The sequence below is a fragment of the Tenacibaculum sp. FZY0031 genome (genome assembly GCF_036350695.1).
In the GTDB taxonomy this organism is placed as follows: domain Bacteria; phylum Bacteroidota; class Bacteroidia; order Flavobacteriales; family Flavobacteriaceae; genus Polaribacter.
This window is the reverse complement of record NZ_JAZDVY010000008.1, coordinates 13,067-33,478: the sequence shown is the minus strand read 5'-3', so window position 1 is coordinate 33,478 and position 20,412 is coordinate 13,067. Positions and strand designations below refer to the sequence as shown.

At 34.7% G+C, this 20,412-nt stretch carries 9 protein-coding genes; 2 read left to right on the top strand and 7 right to left on the bottom strand.

The features are described 5' to 3' along the window. Positions 1-27 precede the first annotated feature (27 nt). Together V1T75_RS12265 and V1T75_RS12260 are read right to left on the bottom strand one after the other, a co-directional pair. Positions 28-1,074, bottom strand: coding sequence for a sensor histidine kinase (locus V1T75_RS12265; RefSeq protein WP_330488819.1), 1,047 nt, complete (start codon positions 1,072-1,074; stop codon positions 28-30). A gap of 135 nt (positions 1,075-1,209) precedes the next feature. Continuing rightward, entirely contained in the window at positions 1,210-1,908 is a 699-nt protein-coding gene (locus tag V1T75_RS12260; protein ID WP_330488818.1) for a response regulator transcription factor, read from the bottom strand. A gap of 173 nt (positions 1,909-2,081) precedes the next feature. On the opposite strand from V1T75_RS12260, the gene V1T75_RS12255 reads away from it, so the two are divergent. Together V1T75_RS12255 and V1T75_RS12250 are read left to right on the top strand one after the other, a co-directional pair. Continuing rightward, entirely contained in the window at positions 2,082-3,842 is a 1,761-nt protein-coding gene (locus V1T75_RS12255) for a DUF4153 domain-containing protein (protein WP_330488817.1), read from the top strand. After that, positions 3,832-4,548 carry a 3'-5' exonuclease gene (locus V1T75_RS12250; protein WP_330488816.1) on the top strand — a complete coding sequence of 239 codons (717 nt, stop codon included), beginning with the start codon at positions 3,832-3,834 and terminating at the stop codon, positions 4,546-4,548. Before V1T75_RS12255 ends, V1T75_RS12250 begins: the two co-directional genes overlap by 11 nt. Before the next feature lie 8 nt (positions 4,549-4,556). Here the strand turns inward: V1T75_RS12250 and V1T75_RS12245 are convergent, their stop codons facing one another. From V1T75_RS12245 to V1T75_RS12225, 5 genes are all read right to left on the bottom strand, one after another. Continuing rightward, on the bottom strand, positions 4,557-6,419 hold the full coding sequence (locus V1T75_RS12245) for an ABC-F family ATP-binding cassette domain-containing protein (protein WP_330488815.1): 1,863 nt from the start codon (positions 6,417-6,419) through the stop codon (positions 4,557-4,559). 75 nt (positions 6,420-6,494) lie between these two features. Next, positions 6,495-10,742 carry a GEVED domain-containing protein gene (locus V1T75_RS12240; protein WP_330488814.1) on the bottom strand — a complete coding sequence of 1,416 codons (4,248 nt, stop codon included), beginning with the start codon at positions 10,740-10,742 and terminating at the stop codon, positions 6,495-6,497. Between the two features lie 239 nt (positions 10,743-10,981). Continuing rightward, positions 10,982-14,470 (bottom strand): M4 family metallopeptidase, encoded by a 3,489-nt coding sequence (locus V1T75_RS12235; protein WP_330488813.1) that lies wholly within the window; start codon positions 14,468-14,470, stop codon positions 10,982-10,984. Between the two features lie 68 nt (positions 14,471-14,538). Continuing rightward, positions 14,539-17,238 (bottom strand): GEVED domain-containing protein, encoded by a 2,700-nt coding sequence (locus V1T75_RS12230; RefSeq protein ID WP_330488812.1) that lies wholly within the window; start codon positions 17,236-17,238, stop codon positions 14,539-14,541. Positions 17,239-17,448: 210 nt separating this feature from the next. Further along, positions 17,449-20,178, bottom strand: a complete 2,730-nt coding sequence (locus V1T75_RS12225) for a GEVED domain-containing protein (protein WP_330488811.1) — start codon at positions 20,176-20,178, stop codon at positions 17,449-17,451. Between the last annotated feature and the right edge of the window lie 234 nt (positions 20,179-20,412).

Genomic DNA, 20,412 nt, shown 5'->3' with positions numbered 1-20,412 from the left:
AAAAGGAGTTGATAATCAACTCCTTTTTTATTTCATTGCTTTTTCAAGGGTAAAAGAAAATTCAGAACCTTCTCCATGTACGCTTTTTAAAAGAATGGTTTCGTTGTGTGCTTCTATAATATGTTTCACAATAGAAAGTCCTAATCCAGACCCTCCTTGTTCACGAGACCTGCTTTGATCTACACGATAAAAACGCTCGAATAAGCGTGAAAGGTGTTCTTGTTTTATTCCCTCACCGTTATCATTTATTTTAATAATAAACTTATGCTGGTTATACGGCTCAACACTCACGGTAGTAATTCCTCCCACTCTACCATATTTAATAGAATTTACAACAAGGTTAATTAGTACTTGTTCTATTCGTTCAACATCGCCTTTTACCAAATGAGGAAAGTCATACACACGATCAAAACGCAACGTAATATTTCTCTTTTTTGCTTTCATTTCAAACAAGTCAAACACATTTTGAATAAGTTCAATAATGTTAAAAGTTTGAATGTTCATTTTCATTCCCTCAGTTTCTAACTTAGCAATCATGTCTAAGTCTTTCACAATTGACGTTAATCGTTCTACACCTTTGTTCGCTCTTTCTAAGTATTTTTCAAGAATTTCCTTATCATCTGCAGCTCCTTCGATAAGCGTTAAAATATATCCTTGTACTGTAAAAAGCGGTGTTTTAAGCTCATGAGCCACATTTCCTAAGAAGTCTCGGCGAAATGAATCTCGTTGTGTTAAGTTTGCTATTTCCTCACTCTTTCCTTCAACATACTCTTGCACACTTTTGGTAAGTGCTTCCATATCTGTCGTTACTTTATTTCTCTTTAAGTCGTTCTCGTCTAAAATAGAAATGTCTTCGTACATCTTTTTTACTCGTTGGTAAATAAAGTGCTCTGCTCTATATTGGATTACAAAAAAAGAGATGATAAACATTACAATACCAAAAATTACAATGGTTATAAGCCCTAAACTGTTTAGTAAAAACAAGTACGATAATACTGCTATAACTATAGATAATAGTGTTGAGTATAAAGCTGACCAAAGTGCGTAGTTATAGGTTTTTTTTATTTTTTTCATCTGTTTGTTTCTATTGTATTTTAAATGTCAGATGTTATTCGCTATTAATTGTACTAGAAATTAGTAGCGCTCATTTCACGATAAAAAAATAGATTGCTAGCTAGCAATCTACTTATTAATTTTTGAGTTTGAAAATTATTTGTCTGTTTCATCTAGCACAAACTTGTATCCAACCCCTTTTACCGTTTTAAAATAGTGATCTCCTATCTTTTCTCTAAGTTTACGTATATGTACATCTATCGTTCTACCTCCTACTACTACTTCATTGCCCCAAACACTATCTAAAATAACTTCTCTTTTAAATACCTTGCCCGGTTTGGAAGTTAGTAAAGAAAATAATTCAAATTCTTTTCTTGGTAAAGAAATTTTTTCTTCTCCTTTAAAAACTACATACTCGTCTCTATTAATTACAATATCTCCAATTTTTGTGGTCGTATCTGCCTTTTCTTCTGTCTTTAAACGACGTAATAACGATTTAACTTTGCTTATTAATACTTTCGGTTTTACTGGTTTGGTTATATAATCGTCTGCTCCAGCATCAAAACCTGCTACTTGTGAATAGTCTTCTCCTCTAGCAGTTAAAAAAGAAATTAAAACATCTTCCAAAGACTTTATGTTTCTAATTTTTTCGCATGCTTCGATACCATCCATTTCAGGCATCATAATATCTAGTAAGATTAAATGTGGAGTTACTTTTTTTGCTGTTTTAACAGCTTCTGCACCATTGTTTGCAGTAAAGACCTGATATCCTTCTGATTTTAAATTGTAACCTACAATTTCTAAAATATCTGGTTCATCATCAACTAGTAAAATTTTAATGTCGCTGGTGTTCATTATTCATTTTTATTGTGTTACTCAAAAGTAATCATAAAAAAATAAACCCATTATATGCATGCTTAACTTAACGTTCATTTAATATTTACTAAACTTTTGCTTAAAAGGAATTAAGAAATTTCTTTTGTTTTTCTTTTTTGGTTGTTTTTGTATCTTTATACAAATTGTTTCTTATGAAAATCATTTCTTCCCTTGGAGAAATTACTTCCAATGCTAAAGATACATTTAAACGATTTCCTATAACTCTTTGTTGGGCAATTGTAGGCACCCTTTTTACTTTATGTACAATTGAAACGAATACTTTTGATAGTGCTTTTTACGGCAAGACTATTTTAATTTTTACCTTGGGAATTAGTTGGTTGATTGCTACTCGTTTTTTTGAAGAACAGTTTACAAAAGATAAAACGTGGGTATTCTTACTAACTTTGGGCTTTCTACTCTTATTTTATTTTAGTGTTGATATTGATGGTTCAGAGATTCATCAAAACTCTATCATCCGTTTTGTGCTTTACTTTCTAACTGGGCATTTACTTGTAATGGTGGCTCCCTTTGTTTTTAGCTGGAATAAATCTGCGTATTTCAATTACTTAAAATCTGTTTTTATAGCTTTAGTTAGAAGTCTTTTTTTCTCCCTGATATTATATTTAGGTATTGTGTTAGCACTTCTGGCTATTAAACATTTGTTTGCTATTGATTTTAAAGGAGAACGTTTTTTTCAGGTTTTTGTGTTTTGCATAGGAATTGTAAACACCTGGATTTACCTTTCTGATTTTCCTAAAGAAGTTCATAACCAACTCGCTATTAACTATACCAAAGCTCTGGAGGTATTGGTTAAGTACATCTTAATTCCGCTAGTAATTTTATACCTCATCATTTTATACGCGTATGGGTTAAAAATAATAATCAACTGGAACTTACCTAAGGGATGGGTTTCTTATTTAGTTATTGCCCTTTCTTTTTTAGGGTTTATTGTTCAAATACTTATCAACCCCATTCAAAAAACCATAAATTCTCGTACAATTAGCAGGTTTTACCCGTGGTTTTATTACTTATTACTACCACTAATTGCTTTACTTTTTATTGCTATTTTTAGACGTATTAATGAATATGGTGTCACCGAAAACCGTTATTTCGTACTTGTTTTAGCTTGTTGGATTTTGGCCATGTGCCTCTACATACTTTTTAGTAAAGGTAAAAAAATGAAGGTCTTTCCTTTTAGTTTGGCTGGTATTGCTTTTCTCGTTTCTTTTGGTTTTTGGGGCGTTTTTTCGATATCAACAAAGAGTCAGCTTCTTCAATTTAAAAAGGTATATACTGCTATTAAAAAAGATAACTTTTCTACCACGTTTGAAAAGAAAAATCAACTTCGTTCCATCGTGAGGTACCTGAACAATAAGCAAGAACTACATAAAGTAGAACCTATTTTAGGCTATAATCCAAAAACAATGTTTAAAACTGATGGTCGTTGGCAACTGCAAAACAGGTTAATGGATAGTTTAGAGATAAAGGTAACAAACTCTCCTCATAAAACATATGGAAACGATTATTACAGCGTTGATGAATTTAATTTAACTATCAACACTAAGAAATACGATTTTTTAAAAAGACTATTTCTTAACAACTACAATAAGAAGAATATAATTCAGGGATATCGTTTTTATTTGAGTGAAAAAATAAATACTATTAACGTTTTAAAAGGTGATACTTCTATTGGTGAAATTGATTGTTCTGAAATGATTAAAAAACTTAAGGCTCAAGAAAAAAACTATACTATATCACCTGATTTAATGACCATTGAACATGACTTTAAAACGCTAAGCGTAAAATTTATTTTCCATAGTATTGGTTTATCGAAAATAGATGATAATGCAACCAAAAAATATTTATCTAGTGCCGATGTTTATGTTTTAATCAAAGAAAAAAATGCTGAATAAACTCCATTTACAAAACATCTTGTTTTTAGATATTGAAACCGTTCCTGAAGTAGAATTGTTTGCTGATTTATCTCCTGAAATGCAAGAGTTGTATGCTTTAAAAACACAATACCAACGTAAAGATGAATTTACTCCTGAAGAGTTTTATCATCGAGCAGGAATTTGGGCTGAGTTTGGGAAAATCATCTGTATTTCAGTAGGGTATTTTGTAGAACGTAAAGGTGAAAACCAACTACGAGTTACTTCTTTTTATGGCGATAATGAGCACAAACTTTTGCTTGATTTTAAAAATTTGCTCGATACACATTTTAACCATCCAAACCACCTATTATGTGCACATAATGGAAAAGAATTTGATTTTCCATACATCGCACGACGAATGATTATTAATCGAGTAGATTTACCAAACAAACTCAATTTATTTGGTAAAAAACCTTGGGAGATACCACATTTAGATACAATGGATTTATGGAAGTTTGGCGACTATAAACACTACACTTCTTTAAAATTACTGACTGCTATTTTAGGAATTCCCTCTCCCAAACAAGATATTGATGGAAGTGAGGTTGCTAATGTGTATTACCAAGAAAAAAACCTATCACGTATTGTTGAATATTGCGAACGCGATACTGTAGCGGTTGCACAACTCCTGCTTCGTTTTTTAAATAAACCTTTAATTGATGAAGTTGACATTATAAGGGTGTAATATCACACCTATTCTCCTTCCAACTTCATCGAAAGCTCAAACCAACGTTCTTCTTTTTCTTCTAAACTATCTATAACTTCTTGTAATTCGAGTGATTTTTCATTGATATCATCCATCGCTATTTCTCCCTTGGTGAATTGCGCTTCTAATTTTACTTTCTTCTTTTGTAGCCTTTCAATATCAACCTCTAGTTGACCAAACTCTCGTTTTTCGTTATAACTCAACTTTCCTTTTTGAGGTGTTTTTTCTTGCTTTTCAGCTACTTTTTTCTCTTCCTTAGGTTCTGGTGGTAAAGAGCTTTCATATGCTCTGTAATCAGAGTAATTTCCAGGAAAATTCTCTACTTCTCCATTTCCTTTAAAAACAAATAAGCCATCAACTATCTTATCCATAAAATAACGGTCGTGCGATACCACCATTAGGTTTCCTGGATAATCGAGTAAAAAGCTCTCTAACACATTTAACGTTACTACATCCAAGTCGTTGGTAGGCTCATCAAGAATTAAAAAGTTAGGGTTTTGAATTAACACCGCACACAAATACAACCGCTTTTGCTCTCCTCCGCTTAACTTTTCAACAAAATCGTGTTGTTTTTTTCGGTCGAATAAAAAACGTTCTAATAATTGAGCTGCAGAAATTCTTCTTCCTTTCGTTAACGGAATTTCTTCTCCAAACTCTTTAATAACTTCTATTACTTTTTGACCTTCTTTTATTTGGATTCCTTTTTGAGTGTAGTAGCCAAATTTTACCGTTTCACCTACAATTACCTTACCGCCATCTACAGGAATTTTACCTGTTAATATATTTAAGAAAGAGGATTTTCCTGTTCCGTTTTTTCCAATAATTCCTATACGTTCTCCTCGTTTAAAAACGTAATCAAATCCATCTAAAATAACTTTATCTCCAAAGTTCTTTTTTAGTTTATGAAGCTCTACAATTTTGCTTCCTAAACGCTCCATGTTAATTTCTAACTGAACTTCATGCTCTTTTCTTCGTTGATGTGCTTTCTCTTTAATTTGGAAAAAGTCATCTATACGTGATTTAGATTTGGTCGTACGCGCTTTTGGTTGGCGACGCATCCAATCCAGCTCTTTTTTAAACAAGCTTTTTGCTTTGCTTAAGTTCGTTGCTTCTAAAGCTAATCGCTCTTCTTTATTTTGAAGATAGTACGAATAGTTTCCTTTGTATTTATATAGCTTTCCGTTGTCTAATTCAATAATCTCATTACACACACGCTCTAAAAAATAACGGTCGTGTGTAACCATAAACAAGGTAATTTTTTCTTTCGCAAAAAAGGCTTCTAACCACTCAATCATTTCCAAATCTAAATGGTTAGTTGGCTCATCAAGTATTAATAAATCAGGTTTATTAATTAGAATGATTGCTAACGACAGTCGCTTTTTTTGCCCTCCAGAAAGCTTTCCTACTTTTTGTGACAAATCATCAAGCTTTAACTTAGAAAGTATTTGCTTGTACTGTGTTTCAAAATCCCAGGCATTATGCTGTTCCATTAGTTCAAATGCCTTTTGATACGCTTCTGTATCATCAGGATTTTGTAATGCTTTTTCGTACTGCTGAATAATTGGAAGAATGGTGCTTTCTGTTGAAAAAATAGTTTCTTCAATAGTTAATTCAGGGTTCAAGTCATCATCTTGTGCCAAATACGCAATATTAATTCCTTTTCTGCTGATAACTTGTCCTTCATCTGGTGTGTCCTTTCCAGCAATAATGTTTAAAATAGAGGTTTTTCCACTACCATTTTTAGCAACAAAGGCTATTTTTTGATCTTTATTAATTCCAAAAGAAATAGCTTCAAATAAGACCTTTTCGCCATACGATTTTGCTATGTTTTCTACTGATAGGTAATTCATTCTCTAAAATTTTATGCAAAGAAACAAAAAACCCGAGCAATTGCTCGGGTTTTATTATAATTAAAAGAAAAGCTATTATTTCTTCATTAATTTAATGGTTTCTGATTTTTTACCATCGTTCGCCTCTAATAAATAAATTCCTGTTTTTAAATTAGAAACATTTACAGTACCATTAACTGTTTTTCCTCTTAACACAACTCTACCAATGGTATTTGTTATTTTATAACTTACATTTTCGTTGCTTCCAAATCTCACAGTAACATTACTTACAGCTGGGTTTGGATATGCTATTAAACTCAATTTTGCTTCTTTGTCTAATGGCTCAGCAAACGCATCACTTGTACCTGAAATTGCTACTGGAGATGATGAGTTAACAATATTCACTGTATAATCTTCTACTTCTCCATCAGCAAAAGTTTCACAAGCTGTTGATGCTCCGTTGTATTTCATAGATACACGCATTCTTGTTTGTCCTAATAACGCACTTGCTGGAATAGAGATATTTGCTGATCTATTTGCTGCTGTACTAGACGAACCTAAAGAAGTTTGTTCACTACTTTCAAAAGTTCCATTACGGTTATAATCAATCCAAACGGTGAAATACTCAGTATATGAAGAACCACTAAATCCTGCACTTACAATAATTTGATTCGTTGTTCCTTGAGTAACTGTTGCTATTTTGTTTGTAAAATCACCATATCCTCCATTTGCAGCAGTGGTATTGGTCATTCCTCCAAAAGAAACATAATCTATCCACTCATAGGAAACTCTATTTCCTTTTGAAGTACAATAAGTAACAACATTGTCTAATGTAGTAACATTTACTGTATTGCTTGCTGAAGAGATATTTCCTGCTGCATCTGCTGCTTTTACTGAGAATGTATACGCTGTATTAGCGGTTAACCCTGTTACGTTGTAAGATGTTGTTGTAACAGTTGTTAACTTAGTTGCTCCTTGATATACATCGTATCCTGTAACACCTACATTGTCTGTTGATGCTGTCCAAGATAAAGTTAATGTAGTTTGTGCAACGTTTGATGTAGCCAAACTACTAGGTGCTGTTGGTGCTTGTGTATCGGCAACAGCAGCTGTAATATTCACTGTGTAATCTTCTACTTCACCATAAGAGAATGATGCCTCACAAGCTGTTGGTGTTGCATTATACTTCATAACGATTCTCATTCTTGTAGCTCCATCCACCGCTGAACTAGGCACTGTAAACGATGTACTTACAGGAGTATCTTTCGATTTAGCTTTTGTCCAAACCGTTTCTCCAGCATCAGAAAAATCTCCATCTTGGTTGTAATCAATCCAAACTCCATACCCTTCGTCATATTTTGTTCCTGTCCAGGTTGGTGTAATCGTAATGGTGTTTGATTTTCCTTTTTCTAAATCGGTAGAAATTCCAGTGTGGTCAGAGTATCCATTTCCTCCTCCTGAAGAATTATCAATACTTCCTAACTGAACTCTTCCAATATACTCATCTGAAACGCTATTTCCTTTAGAGGTACAATACGTAATTGTTGCTGCTGTAGTAGTAGCATTTGCTGTATTGCTCACTGCTGAAATATTTCCTGCAGCATCTTTAGCTTTTACAGTAAATGTATATGCTGTACTTGCTGTTAAACCGGTTACATTATATGAAGTTGTTGTTGAGCTTCCTATTTTAGTTGCTCCTTGGTATACATCATACCCTGTAACACCTACGTTATCTGTTGATGCGGTCCAATTTAACGTTAAACTTGTTGCTGTTATAGAACTCGCAGTTAAATTAGTTGGAGCAGAAGGTGCTTCTGTATCGGCAGCAGCATTGCTTGTAAACGAACCTGTAAATACCCCTCTACCATAAGTAGAAGCGATAACTTTGTTAGTAACATGGTCTCCACTTACATTCCAATAATCTAATGAAGTAACACTCACATCGCTCATTCCGTTATACGCTTGATTCCAATTAGGATTTGCATCATTAAAGTTGGATGTTGACCAAACTCCTAATTGTGTTGCTAAAATAGCTTCTGTTCTATCTAACGGATTTTGTAAAATATCTCTTACTGGAATATTTGGTAAGTTTCCTTCTTTGCTTACCCAATTTGTTCCTCCATCAGAAGTAGCCCAAACACTCGTTACTCCATAGTTATGTATCGTTACAAAAATATCATTTTCTGTAGCTCCAAACCTTACTGAAGATACTGAACCAACAAAAGGAGTATTGATATTTGACCATGTCGCGTTAGAATTTGTAACGTTTGTTAACTTTAATAGTTTACCGTTCGCTAACCCTACAAACCATACATTATTTGTAAAAGGAGATGCTTGAAAAGCTGTTGGGCTAGCATCTAATAATGCATTTGTTATGTTTCCTTTTGAATTTGATGCTACATTAATACTCAAAATCGAATTAGCTGAGCTTGTAGATGCATTAGATAATAAACGATTTGCATCATTATCATAACCCATAGGGTTTACGAAATCGCCTGTATTTTGGTCACTTGATAATGTTGTAGCTCCTCCTTGTTGCCTTCCCAAACCATTCCAAGGTAAGCTAAACCTATATATTACGTTATTTACGTAGGTAGCAATCATATAGTCTCCATCTTTATCAACGAAAGTGTAAAATCCATCACCATCACTTAATTCTGTTGAGCTATTAACTCCTGCTGCTGCATTTCTAAAGGCTTGAGTACCGTTATCTTGAGCACCCGCACTAAAAATTCCATCAACATCACCTGCTCCGTCAGGACCAATTCCTGCCTTTACAAACTGGGTTACGTTATACCCTTTGTTTCGTACACTAATTGTACTTCCTGCATTTCCTGAATAATAGATTCCTCCATCATTTCCAAATAGCATTCTTGATGAGTTGTTGTTTCCAAATGCTATTGAGTGTTGATCTGCGTGAACATTTTGATGACCAAAACCTCCATACCAGTGTGATAATTGAGACCAAGAAGATCCTCCGTTTGTGGTTTTAAATAAGTCGATACCTCCAACATATACAATATTATCATTTGTTGGATCTGCTTCAATTACTAAGTCATAAAACGCTTGTCCTCGACAAAAATCGTTTGCCGAAATATTTGTATCTGCATCATTTGGCAATGATGTTGCACTTGCTGTTGAAAAAGCATTGGTTGTTTTATAAATATGAACAGGAGCAGCACTTGTTGTTCCTTGTGTTAATGCGTAAATCTTATTTGCATCGGTAGCAGAAGGTTCTATTTCAACTCTATTAGATTCTGTTAAAGGTGAAGCTGCTGCCTCTGTCCAAGTACCTCCATTTGTAGAGCTAAATACTCTACCTCCACCTTCTCCTAGAGCAGAAGCAATCGTTCCCATCCATAAAGTATTGTTAGCACTTACTTCTAAATCATTCGCTATATAATAATAATCTTTTCCTCCAAAAGTATACTTCATATTGGCAGCTTCTATTCTGTTCCAAGTATTTCCGTTATCTGTAGAACGGTACAATCCTGCAGACTGCAATCCTAACCAGTTTCTAGGGCTAGAAGAATCTCCGTACACATGGGCTCCAACTGCAACGAATAATTCTGTTGTGGTTCCATTATCCCATGCTAGTACATCATTTACATAATGAATTCCAGATAAGAAAACATTGCTTGCATTGTAATTAATAATTGCATCTCCTGCCGCTGGTATATTAACTGCGTTCCATGTTGTACCACCATCGGTAGTTACATAAACACCATTTCCTACTACGTCTCCTGCTGTATATTGTTCCCCTGTGCCTACATACCATCTATTTGAGTTTCTTGGATCTACTGTAATAGAAGTTACCGATAAGTTTCCTGGTACATTTTGTATTCTTGTCCACTGCGAGTTCGCATTGCTAATATCTGTGTTTTTCCATAATCCTCCACTTACTCCACCAGCGTATACGATATTGTTTGTAGCGTCATTTGGATCAAATAAAACAACTCTTGTACGGCCTCCTACATTATTAGGTCCTCTTTCAGTCCATGAATTTCCATTGTCTCCAGGATTTTTCTGTTGTGCTCTTTTTTTCAACAGCTCTTCTCTCAACCCTGCTAAACTTCCATCTTCCATTTTTCCTGTAGCTGGATTCATGGTAAGTAATTGCATTTGATCAAAATACCTGTTCGGTGGTAATCCTTTAAGTTTTCTTTCTTTTTTCCCCCATTTTAACGATTCATTTAAAGGACTTTCCTTTAAAAAAGTACTGTGTACTTTACGTTGTTCGGCCAGTTTATCAGCAACATCTTGCTTTTTAAGATAATCTGAACCAATAATTGAAACTGCTGCAACAGACAGCCCTCCAATCAGAAATTTAAACTTTTTGTTCATTTGAATTAATTTAATTAAATAATTAAGTTTTTATTTCCTAGCTCTTTTGTCATGCTACCTTTTCTTCGTCTCTTACCTTTTTGAATAGACTCATTTTAACCCTTTTTAAACCAATTTTAATAGTTCAGCCACCCCTAGCTAAGTCAAAGATGTATTCTCAATGGTGTTTACAATTTAAAACAAGCAAAAGCCTGAGTAAGAACTCAGACTTTTGTTTTTCTTTAATGTTTTTAAAAAACTTACTTTTTAAACAGTTTTGTTGTAAGTAGTTTTTGTCCGTCATTTACCTCTAAAATGTACATTCCTGTATTTAGTTTTGAAATGTCTAGATTAGAAGATTTTAAACGACCTTCTTTTACTACTTTACCAACAGTGTTTATCACTTTGTAACTAATTTTAGCTGCTTTTGAAGCTAGTTTTACTTGTACAAAATCTACTGCTGGATTAGGATATGCTAATACGTCTAAACTTTCTTCATTTCCTATTACTTCTCCACCAATATCGGCTGAAAAACCAGTTATGGCAGGTACTAAAGAACCTGAAGAAATATTAACAGTGTAATCTTCTACCTCTCCATAAGTAAATGTTTCACAAGCTGTTTGAGCGCTGTTAAACTTCATAGAAACTCTAAGTCTTGTTGTTCCTGAAACGTTTGATGGAATTGTAAAATCTTCATAAAGTTCTCCAGCACTTGAAGAAGATCCACTTAACACAACTTCTGTATCTTCAAAAACACCATCTTTATCGTAGTCAATCCACGCTTTCCAATACTCTGTATAAGAAGAACTACTAAAACCAGCACTTACATACAGTCGGTTAGATCCTGGAGCCACATTCATAGTTAGGTTGGTATAATCTTTATAACCACCATCGTTTCCTGTATTGTTGTCAACTCCTCCCATAGAAACTCTGTCAATCCATTCGTAAGAAGAATTGTTTCCTTGAGAAGTACAATACTCTACTGCAGACACTTCTTTTGTTGTAAAAGTGGCTGTGTTACTTGATGCTGAAACGTTTCCTGCCGCATCTTTTGCTTTTACTGTAAAGTTATATGTAGTATTTGCAGTTAATCCTGTTAAGTTCATAGATGTACCACTAACAGTTCCTGCACTTGTAGTTCCGTTAAATACTTCATAGCTAGCTACTCCAACATTATCTGTAGACGCAGTCCAACTTAATGTTGCTGTTGTTTCTTCAACATTAGATGCAGCTACTGAAGAAGGTACTGTAGGAGCTTCTGTATCAGGTGTAGCATTTGTAATAGTAACTGTATAATCTTCTACTTCACCATAAGAAAATGTTGCTTCACAGGCTGTTGGTGTAGCATTATATTTTAATACAACTCTCATTCTTGTAGCTCCTAAAGTAGCTGAAGCTGGCACTGTAAATGAAGTACTTACAGGAGTATCTTTCGATGCTGCTTTTGTCCAAACAGTTTCTCCAGAATCAGAAAAATCTCCATCTTGGTTATAATCAATCCATACTCCATAACCTTCACTGTAAACAGTACCTGTCCATTTAGGCGTAATAGTTATTGTATTAGAATCACCAATAGATAAATCGGTTGAGATTGTAGTGAAATCAGAATATCCTCCACCTCCATCTGAAGTATTATCTATACTTCCTAACTGAACTCTTTCTATATATTCATCAGCAACGCTATTTCCTTGCGAAGCACAATAGTTAAGTGGTGGTGTACCTGTGGTTGTTACATTCATTGTTGCTGATGTTCCTGTTCCACCTGCTGTACATTTGGCTGCTACTGATACTGTATATTCTGTTCCGCTTAACAATCCTGTAGCGTTAAATGATGTTCCTGCTACATTTGTTGTCGTTCCTCCAATGGTTACATCGTAGGAAGCGGCTCCTGAAACTGCTGTCCAAGTTACCGTAAATCCGTTATCACCAATATTTGAAGAACTTAAATTTGTTGGGGCTGCTAAAGCACATGTTTGTACAAATTCTTCTCCTACATTGACTGCATAAAACGCATTGGTTGTAGAAATTACTTCTTGAGAATTTGCTCCGTATAAGTCGGTAGCTGCTTGTATAGCTCCTGTTCTTGCATCGGCAAAAGTAGAACTAGCTGATAAATAATTAGCTTCGGTACGATAGGCAATTTTAGCTGCTTTTGCGATTCCTATTCCTGTTACATTATAGGTATCACTTGCATCGTTTGTTCCAGACCCACCAACTGATAGTAAGTAAAACCATTTGTTTAAAACTCCTGAGTTTGTATGAACTCCACAGTAATCATTAAATCTTGTTGGAGTACCACAATTTGGGTTCTTCCAATAAGTTCCTCCGTAGGTATCTGGTTGCCCTTGTGATTTTGGATCGTTCATAGAACGTAAAGCAGCAGAACCACTACGTCTATCAATTTCATCTCCAATTAACCAAACTGAAAGGTCTGGGTTTAAATCGTTTCCATTTCCTTTTGCAAAATGTTCAACAGCTGCTCCCCAAATATCTGAGAAACCTTCATTTAAAGCTCCTGATTCTCTTTGGTATGCTAAATTTGCTGTATACGTACATACTGCATGTCCTATTTCATGAGCGGCAACATCAATAGAAGTTAAAGCATCAAAACTACCATTTCCTTCCGTTCCATTCGATGAACCGTCTCCATAAGACATTACCGAACCGTTCCAAAAAGCATTATCATAATTAGTATCCACATGTACATAGCTTCTAATTTGAGCTCCACTGTTGTCATAACTATTTCTGTTATGCTTCTGTAAAAAATACTCGTAGGTCATCATGGCTCCCCAATGAGCATCTAATGCTGCATCATCTTTGTTCGCACTATGTTCTGCTGTGGTCCAATTATTATCATTATCAGTAAACTGATCGTAATTTGTAACATATGGGTAGGTAGAGCCTGGCGCTTGGTTTTTTGCATCTCTGGTATATATTTTTCTTCCAGAATCACTTAAAATATAGTTTCCTCCACTTAGTGATGTTTCTATAGTTCGTGTTCCGCTATAACGAGTTTGCGCAGTACCAGACACAAATGCAGCTGTTATTGCTTCTACATTTTTTTTACTTTTTTTTGCGTGCTCGGTAAGCTCACCTACATGACCAAATTCATCTAAGTGCTTAATAATAGCATTGTAAAACAATGCTTCTCCTGTATGAGCATCTATATATAAATATCCTCTACTTAATGGCTTTGTAGCGAAAATGTCGAATTTATAAGCGAGTCTGGCTTCTTTTTTTCCTATAATTTCTCTAGGAAGAATTAACAACTCTCCTTCTGGCTTTTTATAATTATCCATTTCTTTGGCTGCCTCAGGAAACTCCCATAAATACTTTTCTGCTCCTGTGTGTGATAGCGCTTTTCTAAACGCTTGCGCTTTTGAAAGTTTTGGAATTACTTGTACTTTTCCAACATCATAAAACTCACCATTCATACTCATTAAAGCACCGTTCTTTGCATGTGCTGTATACGTGGCAAATTCTACTTTTATTCCTTTAAATTTTTGTTGAAATTTTTCGTGTGTAAAACCTAAATCATCTCTGTTTGACTTAATTTTTTGCAAGCCATCATTTTTAAATAGTTTTAACTTTTGCTTAATTAAATCTGGTGCTTTTTGTAAAGACACTTTTGAAGACTTGTCGAACTTAATGTGTTTTAACTCTCTGTTTTCTTGGGCGTTTATAGTATAAACTCCTGCAAATAGAAAAGCAGATAAAAACACAGCTCTTACATAATAATTGTGTTTCATTTTTGAAGGGTTTAGTTAATTGATTTTAATTAAAAAGCCTGAGAAATAACTCAGGCTTTTGGTAAGATTTATTTTTTAAATACTTTAGTTGTTAGTAATTTTTGACCATCATTCACTTCTAAAATATACATCCCTGTGTTTAATTTTGAAACATCGATGTTTGAAGAGTTTAAGCGTCCTGCTTTCATTACTCTACCAATAGTATTTACAATTTTATAAGTCATATGATCAGCTCTCGTCGCTAATTTTACTTGAATAAAGTCTACTGCTGGGTTAGGATACGCCATTAAGTCTAATGTGCTTTCATTACCCAATCTTTCTCCATTTACACTAGCTGAAGATTCTTGTCTTGTACTAGAAACAATATTTACTGTATAATCTTCTACTTCTCCATAGGTAAATGTTTCACAAGCTGTTTGAGCAGCGTTATATTTCATAGAAACACGCATTCTTGTGGCTCCTAAAGTGGCTCCTGCAGGAACATCTACTGTAGCTGTTAAGTTATTAGCACTTGACGAGGATCCTGTTACAACCTTTTCACTACTTTCGAATGTTCCGTTTTGATTAAAGTCAATCCAAACAGCCCAATATTCTGTGTATGAAGAACTGCTAAATCCTGCACTAATAGTCATTTGGTTTGAGCTTCCTAAGGCCAAGGTGGCTGTTTTTGAAGTAAAATCAGCATATCCTCCATTATTTCCAGTTGCATTAGTCATTCCTCCTAATTCAACATTATCAATCCACTCATATGAAGAGTTGTTTCCTTTAGAAGCACAATACGATACTGAATTTGATAAAGTAGTTACATTTATAGCACTACTAGAAGCGGAAACATTTCCTGCAGCATCTTTTGCTCTCACTGAGAAAGTATACGTAGTAGCAGCTGTTAATCCTGTTACATTCATTGTAGTTCCTGTTACAGAACCAATATTGGTAGTTCCTTGATAAACATCATAACCAGTTACTCCAACATTATCTGTTGATGCTGACCAATTTAACGTTAATGTTGTTTGTGTTACACTAGATGCTGCTAAACTTGTTGGTGTAGTGGGTGCTGTTGTATCGGGTGTTCCTGCACCGATTACTACTGTATAATCTTCTACTTCACCATAAGAAAATGAAGCCTCACACGCTGTTGGTGTTGCATTGTATTTTAATACGATACGCATTCTTGTTGCTCCTTCTGTTGCAGAAGCTGGTACTGTAAAAGAGGTACTAACAGGTGTATCTTTAGAAGCTGCCTTCGTCCAAACAGTCTCTCCTGAATCTGAAAAGTCTCCATCTTGATTGTAATCGATCCAAACACCGTATCCTTCATTGTATACAGTTCCTGTCCAAGTTGGAGTTATCGTAATCGTATGAGAAGTTCCTTTTGCTAAATTTGTTGTAATTCCTGTATGGTCTGAATACCCATTTCCTCCTCCTCCTGTGCTATTATCAATAGTTCCTAATTGTACTCTTCCAATATATTCATCAGAAACACTGTTTCCTTTTGAAGAACAATAAGAAATTGTTACTTCAGGAGTGGTAAAAGTTGAAGAGGCACTGTATGCTGAATTTGATCCATCTGAACATTTGCTACGTACTTGTACTTCGTATTGAGTTAAAGCTGATAATCCGCTTAAAGATGTTGAAGTTCCAGAAACTGCATTGGTTGTCCATGACGAAGTTCCTGTTTGACGGTATCTTACATCGTATGTAGCTCCAGAAACTGCTGTCCAAGATACTGATGCACCTGAAGAAGTAATACTAGAAACAGCAACTCCTGTTGGCACTGTTGCTGTACATGAAGTAGAACCTCCTGTTTTATCAGACAAGGCTAAACTTCTACGTACTCCTCCTGATTCTAAAACCGCACGCATTCTATTTTTTTGACCTAAAGTAAATAGGTTCATACAAGTATCATCAGAGTAATCCATGTAGTTTTCAACCATATCTGCCGAACCACAAGAAGAATGACTTGAAGCACATCCGTAGTTTGCAGCATCAGATTCTGGAGTATCAGAAACAAAATCGTCAACACCACAACCACCATCACCCCAGATATGTCTAAGGTTTAAAAAGTGACCTACTTCGTGAGTAGTTGTTCTTCCTTTATCGAATGGAGATGATAAGTAGAAACCTGATCCTTTATCTGAACTACCAAAATATTGAGGTCCCATCACTACTCCATCAGTAGCAGCACTACCTCCTGGGAATTGTGCATAACCTAAGATTCCACCACCAATATTACAGACCCACATGTTAAGGTACTCAGAGGTATCCCATGGATCTACTCCTCCTTGTGATGATTTTTTCATCGCATCACTCGTTCCCCATGAAGTTTTAGATGACGATTTTCTTGTAATACCTGTTGTTGGATTACCATTTGGATCTACTTGAGCTAAATAAAATTCTATTTCTGTATCAGCTGCTTGAGACCATTTATTTGTTTTGTCTGAGTTCGTTCTTCTGTAATCTTCATTTAAAACATCTATTTGCGACTGAATTTGTGCCACACTGATGTTTTCTTGAGAATTACTGTAAATAACGTGTACAACTACTGGAATTTGAATAATACTTCCTACTATTTTTCCTTGGTAGTTCTTCTTTTCTGCAATTCTTTTTTGAGTAAAAGACTCAATTTCTTGCATTTTACTTTTTAAAGAAGGATTGAGGGATTGCCTGTACTCTAAATTTTCCATGGAGTGACAGTTTCTTTTTTCTTGGGCATACGAAGCACCAACAAAAAATAAGCACAGAAGTGCTAGGGTAATTTTGTTTTTCATTTTTGAAGGGTTTTTTAAGTTTATTAAGAACTCGTTTTTTACTAAAAAAAGTTGTTCTTAATTTTTTGTTAAAACATTAGCAAATATATATTTTTTTTACTAAAAACCTATAAAAACAAAAAATAAATTCACTATAACATGCTAATAACCAGCAAAAAGCCTTAGAGGAGTCTCTAAGGCTTTTATTTTTCTATACTTTACTTTTTAAGTTTATTTCTTCAAAAGTTTAGTTTTTAATAGCTTTTGGCCATCATTAACTTCAAGGATATATACTCCTGTTTTTAATTTTGAAACATTAATGTTTGTAGCATCTAAAGTTCCTGATTTAACTACTCTTCCCCTAATATCTACAATTCTAAATGTAGTCTTTTCTACGAAAGAGTTTAGTTTAACATTTACAAAATCAATCGTAGGGTTTGGATATACCGTTACGCTTTGAGTTGCTTCATCTCCCAATCTTTCTGCACTTACTATGGCATCTTGTCTTGCACTCGAAACAATGTTTACTGTATAATCTTCTACTTCACCATAACTAAATGTTTCACAAGTTGTTTGAGCTGCATCAAATTTCATTGAAACACGCATTCTTGTTGCTCCTAGTGTAGCTCCTGAAGGTACAGCTACTGTTGATGTTAAATTGTTTGCACTTGATGAAGATCCTGAAACTACTTTTTCACTACTTTCAAATGTTCCATTTTGGTTAAAATCAATCCATACAGCCCAATATTCTGTATACGCTGTACTTTTAAAGCCTGCGCTAACAATCATTTGGTTTGAACTTCCTCTTGCTAGAGTAACTGTTTTTGAAGTAAAATTAGCATACCCTCCATTATCTCCAGTTGCATTCTTCATTCCTCCTAATTCAACATTATCAATCCATTCATAAGACGAATCATTTCCTTTAGAAGTACAATACGATACCGAATTAGATAGTGTGGTAACATTTACTGTACTTGATGCAGAAACATTTCCTGCTGCATCTTTAGCTTTTACTGAAAACGTATATCCTGTTCCTGCTGTTAATCCTGTTACATTTGTGGTTGTTCCTGTTACTGAACCTATTTTAGAAGCTCCTTGATATACGTCATACCCTGTAACTCCAACATTGTCTGTTGATGCTGACCAATTTAAAGTTAACGAAGTTTGTGTTACACTAGCTGCGGTTAAATTTGCTGGTGCTGTTGGTGCTTGAGTATCTGCTTGTGCAGTACCAACGACTACTGTGTAATCTTCTACCTCCCCATCAAAGCTTGTTGCACAAGAGGTAGGATCTGAATTGTATTTTCCTGAAATTCTCATTCTTGTACTTCCTAATTTCGCATTTGCAGGAACAACGATCGCTTTTGCAGGTAAAGCTCCATTAGAAACATTACTAATATTACCTAAATCGTATGCTTCTCCACTATCAGTAAAGTCTCCATCTTGGTTCCAGTCAATCCAAGCAAAAACATCAATTCTATAATTTCCGTCCGTATTTACGGATACTGTAAGATTTGTTGATGAAGATGGAGAAACTGTCGTACTTAAATTTGTAAAGTTTTCATATCCCTTATCTTTTGCAGTACCATCTGTATTATTTATAGTACCAAAAACCACTTTTGTTATTCCTGTTTCATAGCTAGTATTTCCGCTTGAAGTACAATATGAAATGGTTACTGATGGTGTTGTAAAGTTTACAGAAGCACTATAGTTTGAGTTTGTTGAAGAACACTTACTGCGTACTTGTACTTCATATTGAGTAGATGCTGATAATCCGCTTAATGTTACAGAATTTGAAGTAGCAGCAACTGTTGTCCATGAAGAACTCGTTGTTGCTTTATATCTTACATCGTATGTTGCTCCTGAAATCGTAGTCCAAGAAACTGTTGCTCCAGTAGCAGTGATTGAAGATGTAGTTACACCTGTTGGTACTGTCGCATTGCAAACTGCTGGTGTATCTGCCTTATCAGACAAGGCTAATGAACGTCTTGCTCCTCCTGCTTCTAAAACGGCACGCATTCTGTTTTTTTGTCCTAAAGTAAATAAGTTCATACATGCATCATCTGAGTAATCCATATAGTTTTGAACCATATCTTCTGTACCACAAGAAACATGTCCTGTTTTACAACCATAATTCGCTGCATCTGATTCTGGAGTATCTGCTACAAAATCATCAACACCACAGCCACCGTCACCCCAAATGTGACGTAAATTAAAAAAGTGTCCTATTTCATGAGTTGTTGTTCTACCAAGGTTGAATGAAGGATTAAGTGTTCCTGTAGAACCAAAAGCATCATGAATCATTACTAAGCCATCGGTAGAAGCGTCTCCTCCTGGAAACTGTGCGAACCCTAAAATAGTTCTATCTCCTACTGGACTTGTATTGGTCATTTTTGGAACAATCCACATATTCAAGTATTCAGCAGTATTCCATGGATCAACTCCTCCTGATGCAGAGCTTTTCATTGCGTTGTATGCTTTGTACTTTGTTCCCCAATCTGAACTGTTTACCTGTTTTCTAGTAATTGCTGTAGTTGGGTTGCCACTTGGATCAATTGTAGCCATAGCAAACTCTATTTGAGTATCTGCTGCTTGTGCCCATTTGTTTGTTCTATCTGTATTTTGTCTACGAAAATCCTTGTTTAATACCTCAATTTGTGAAAGAATTTGAGCATTACTAATGTTGTTAGTCGAATTTGTGTATAAAACGTGTACTACGACCGGTATGGTAATAATATCACCCGCTATTTTTCCTTGGCGATTTTCCAAATCTTGAATTTTACTCAGAGTAAATTTTTCGATTTGATCCATACGGTTTTGAAGATTAGGATCTTTAGATTTTCTATATGCTAAATCTTCCATCACTCCACAAGTTCTTTTTACTTGCGTCTGATTTTGTTGAGAAAAGGCACCAACTACCATAAACAAGCACATAAGTGCTAGGGTAATTTTTTGTTTCATTTTGAAGGGTTTTTAATTAAATTTTTCTTTAGTTTTTTGCTTTCTTTTCTTTAAAAGCGGGAGCAAATATATGTTTTTATTAAGAAATTCGTAATAAAATTTTAAAAACGATGTATTTTTAACAATTACACATCTTTTTATATGATAAAAAAACACTTGCTTAAACCTCATTTTTTGCTTCTTTTTACCCTACTCAAACCCTCATTAAAACACTTACTAACAATCAGTTATACG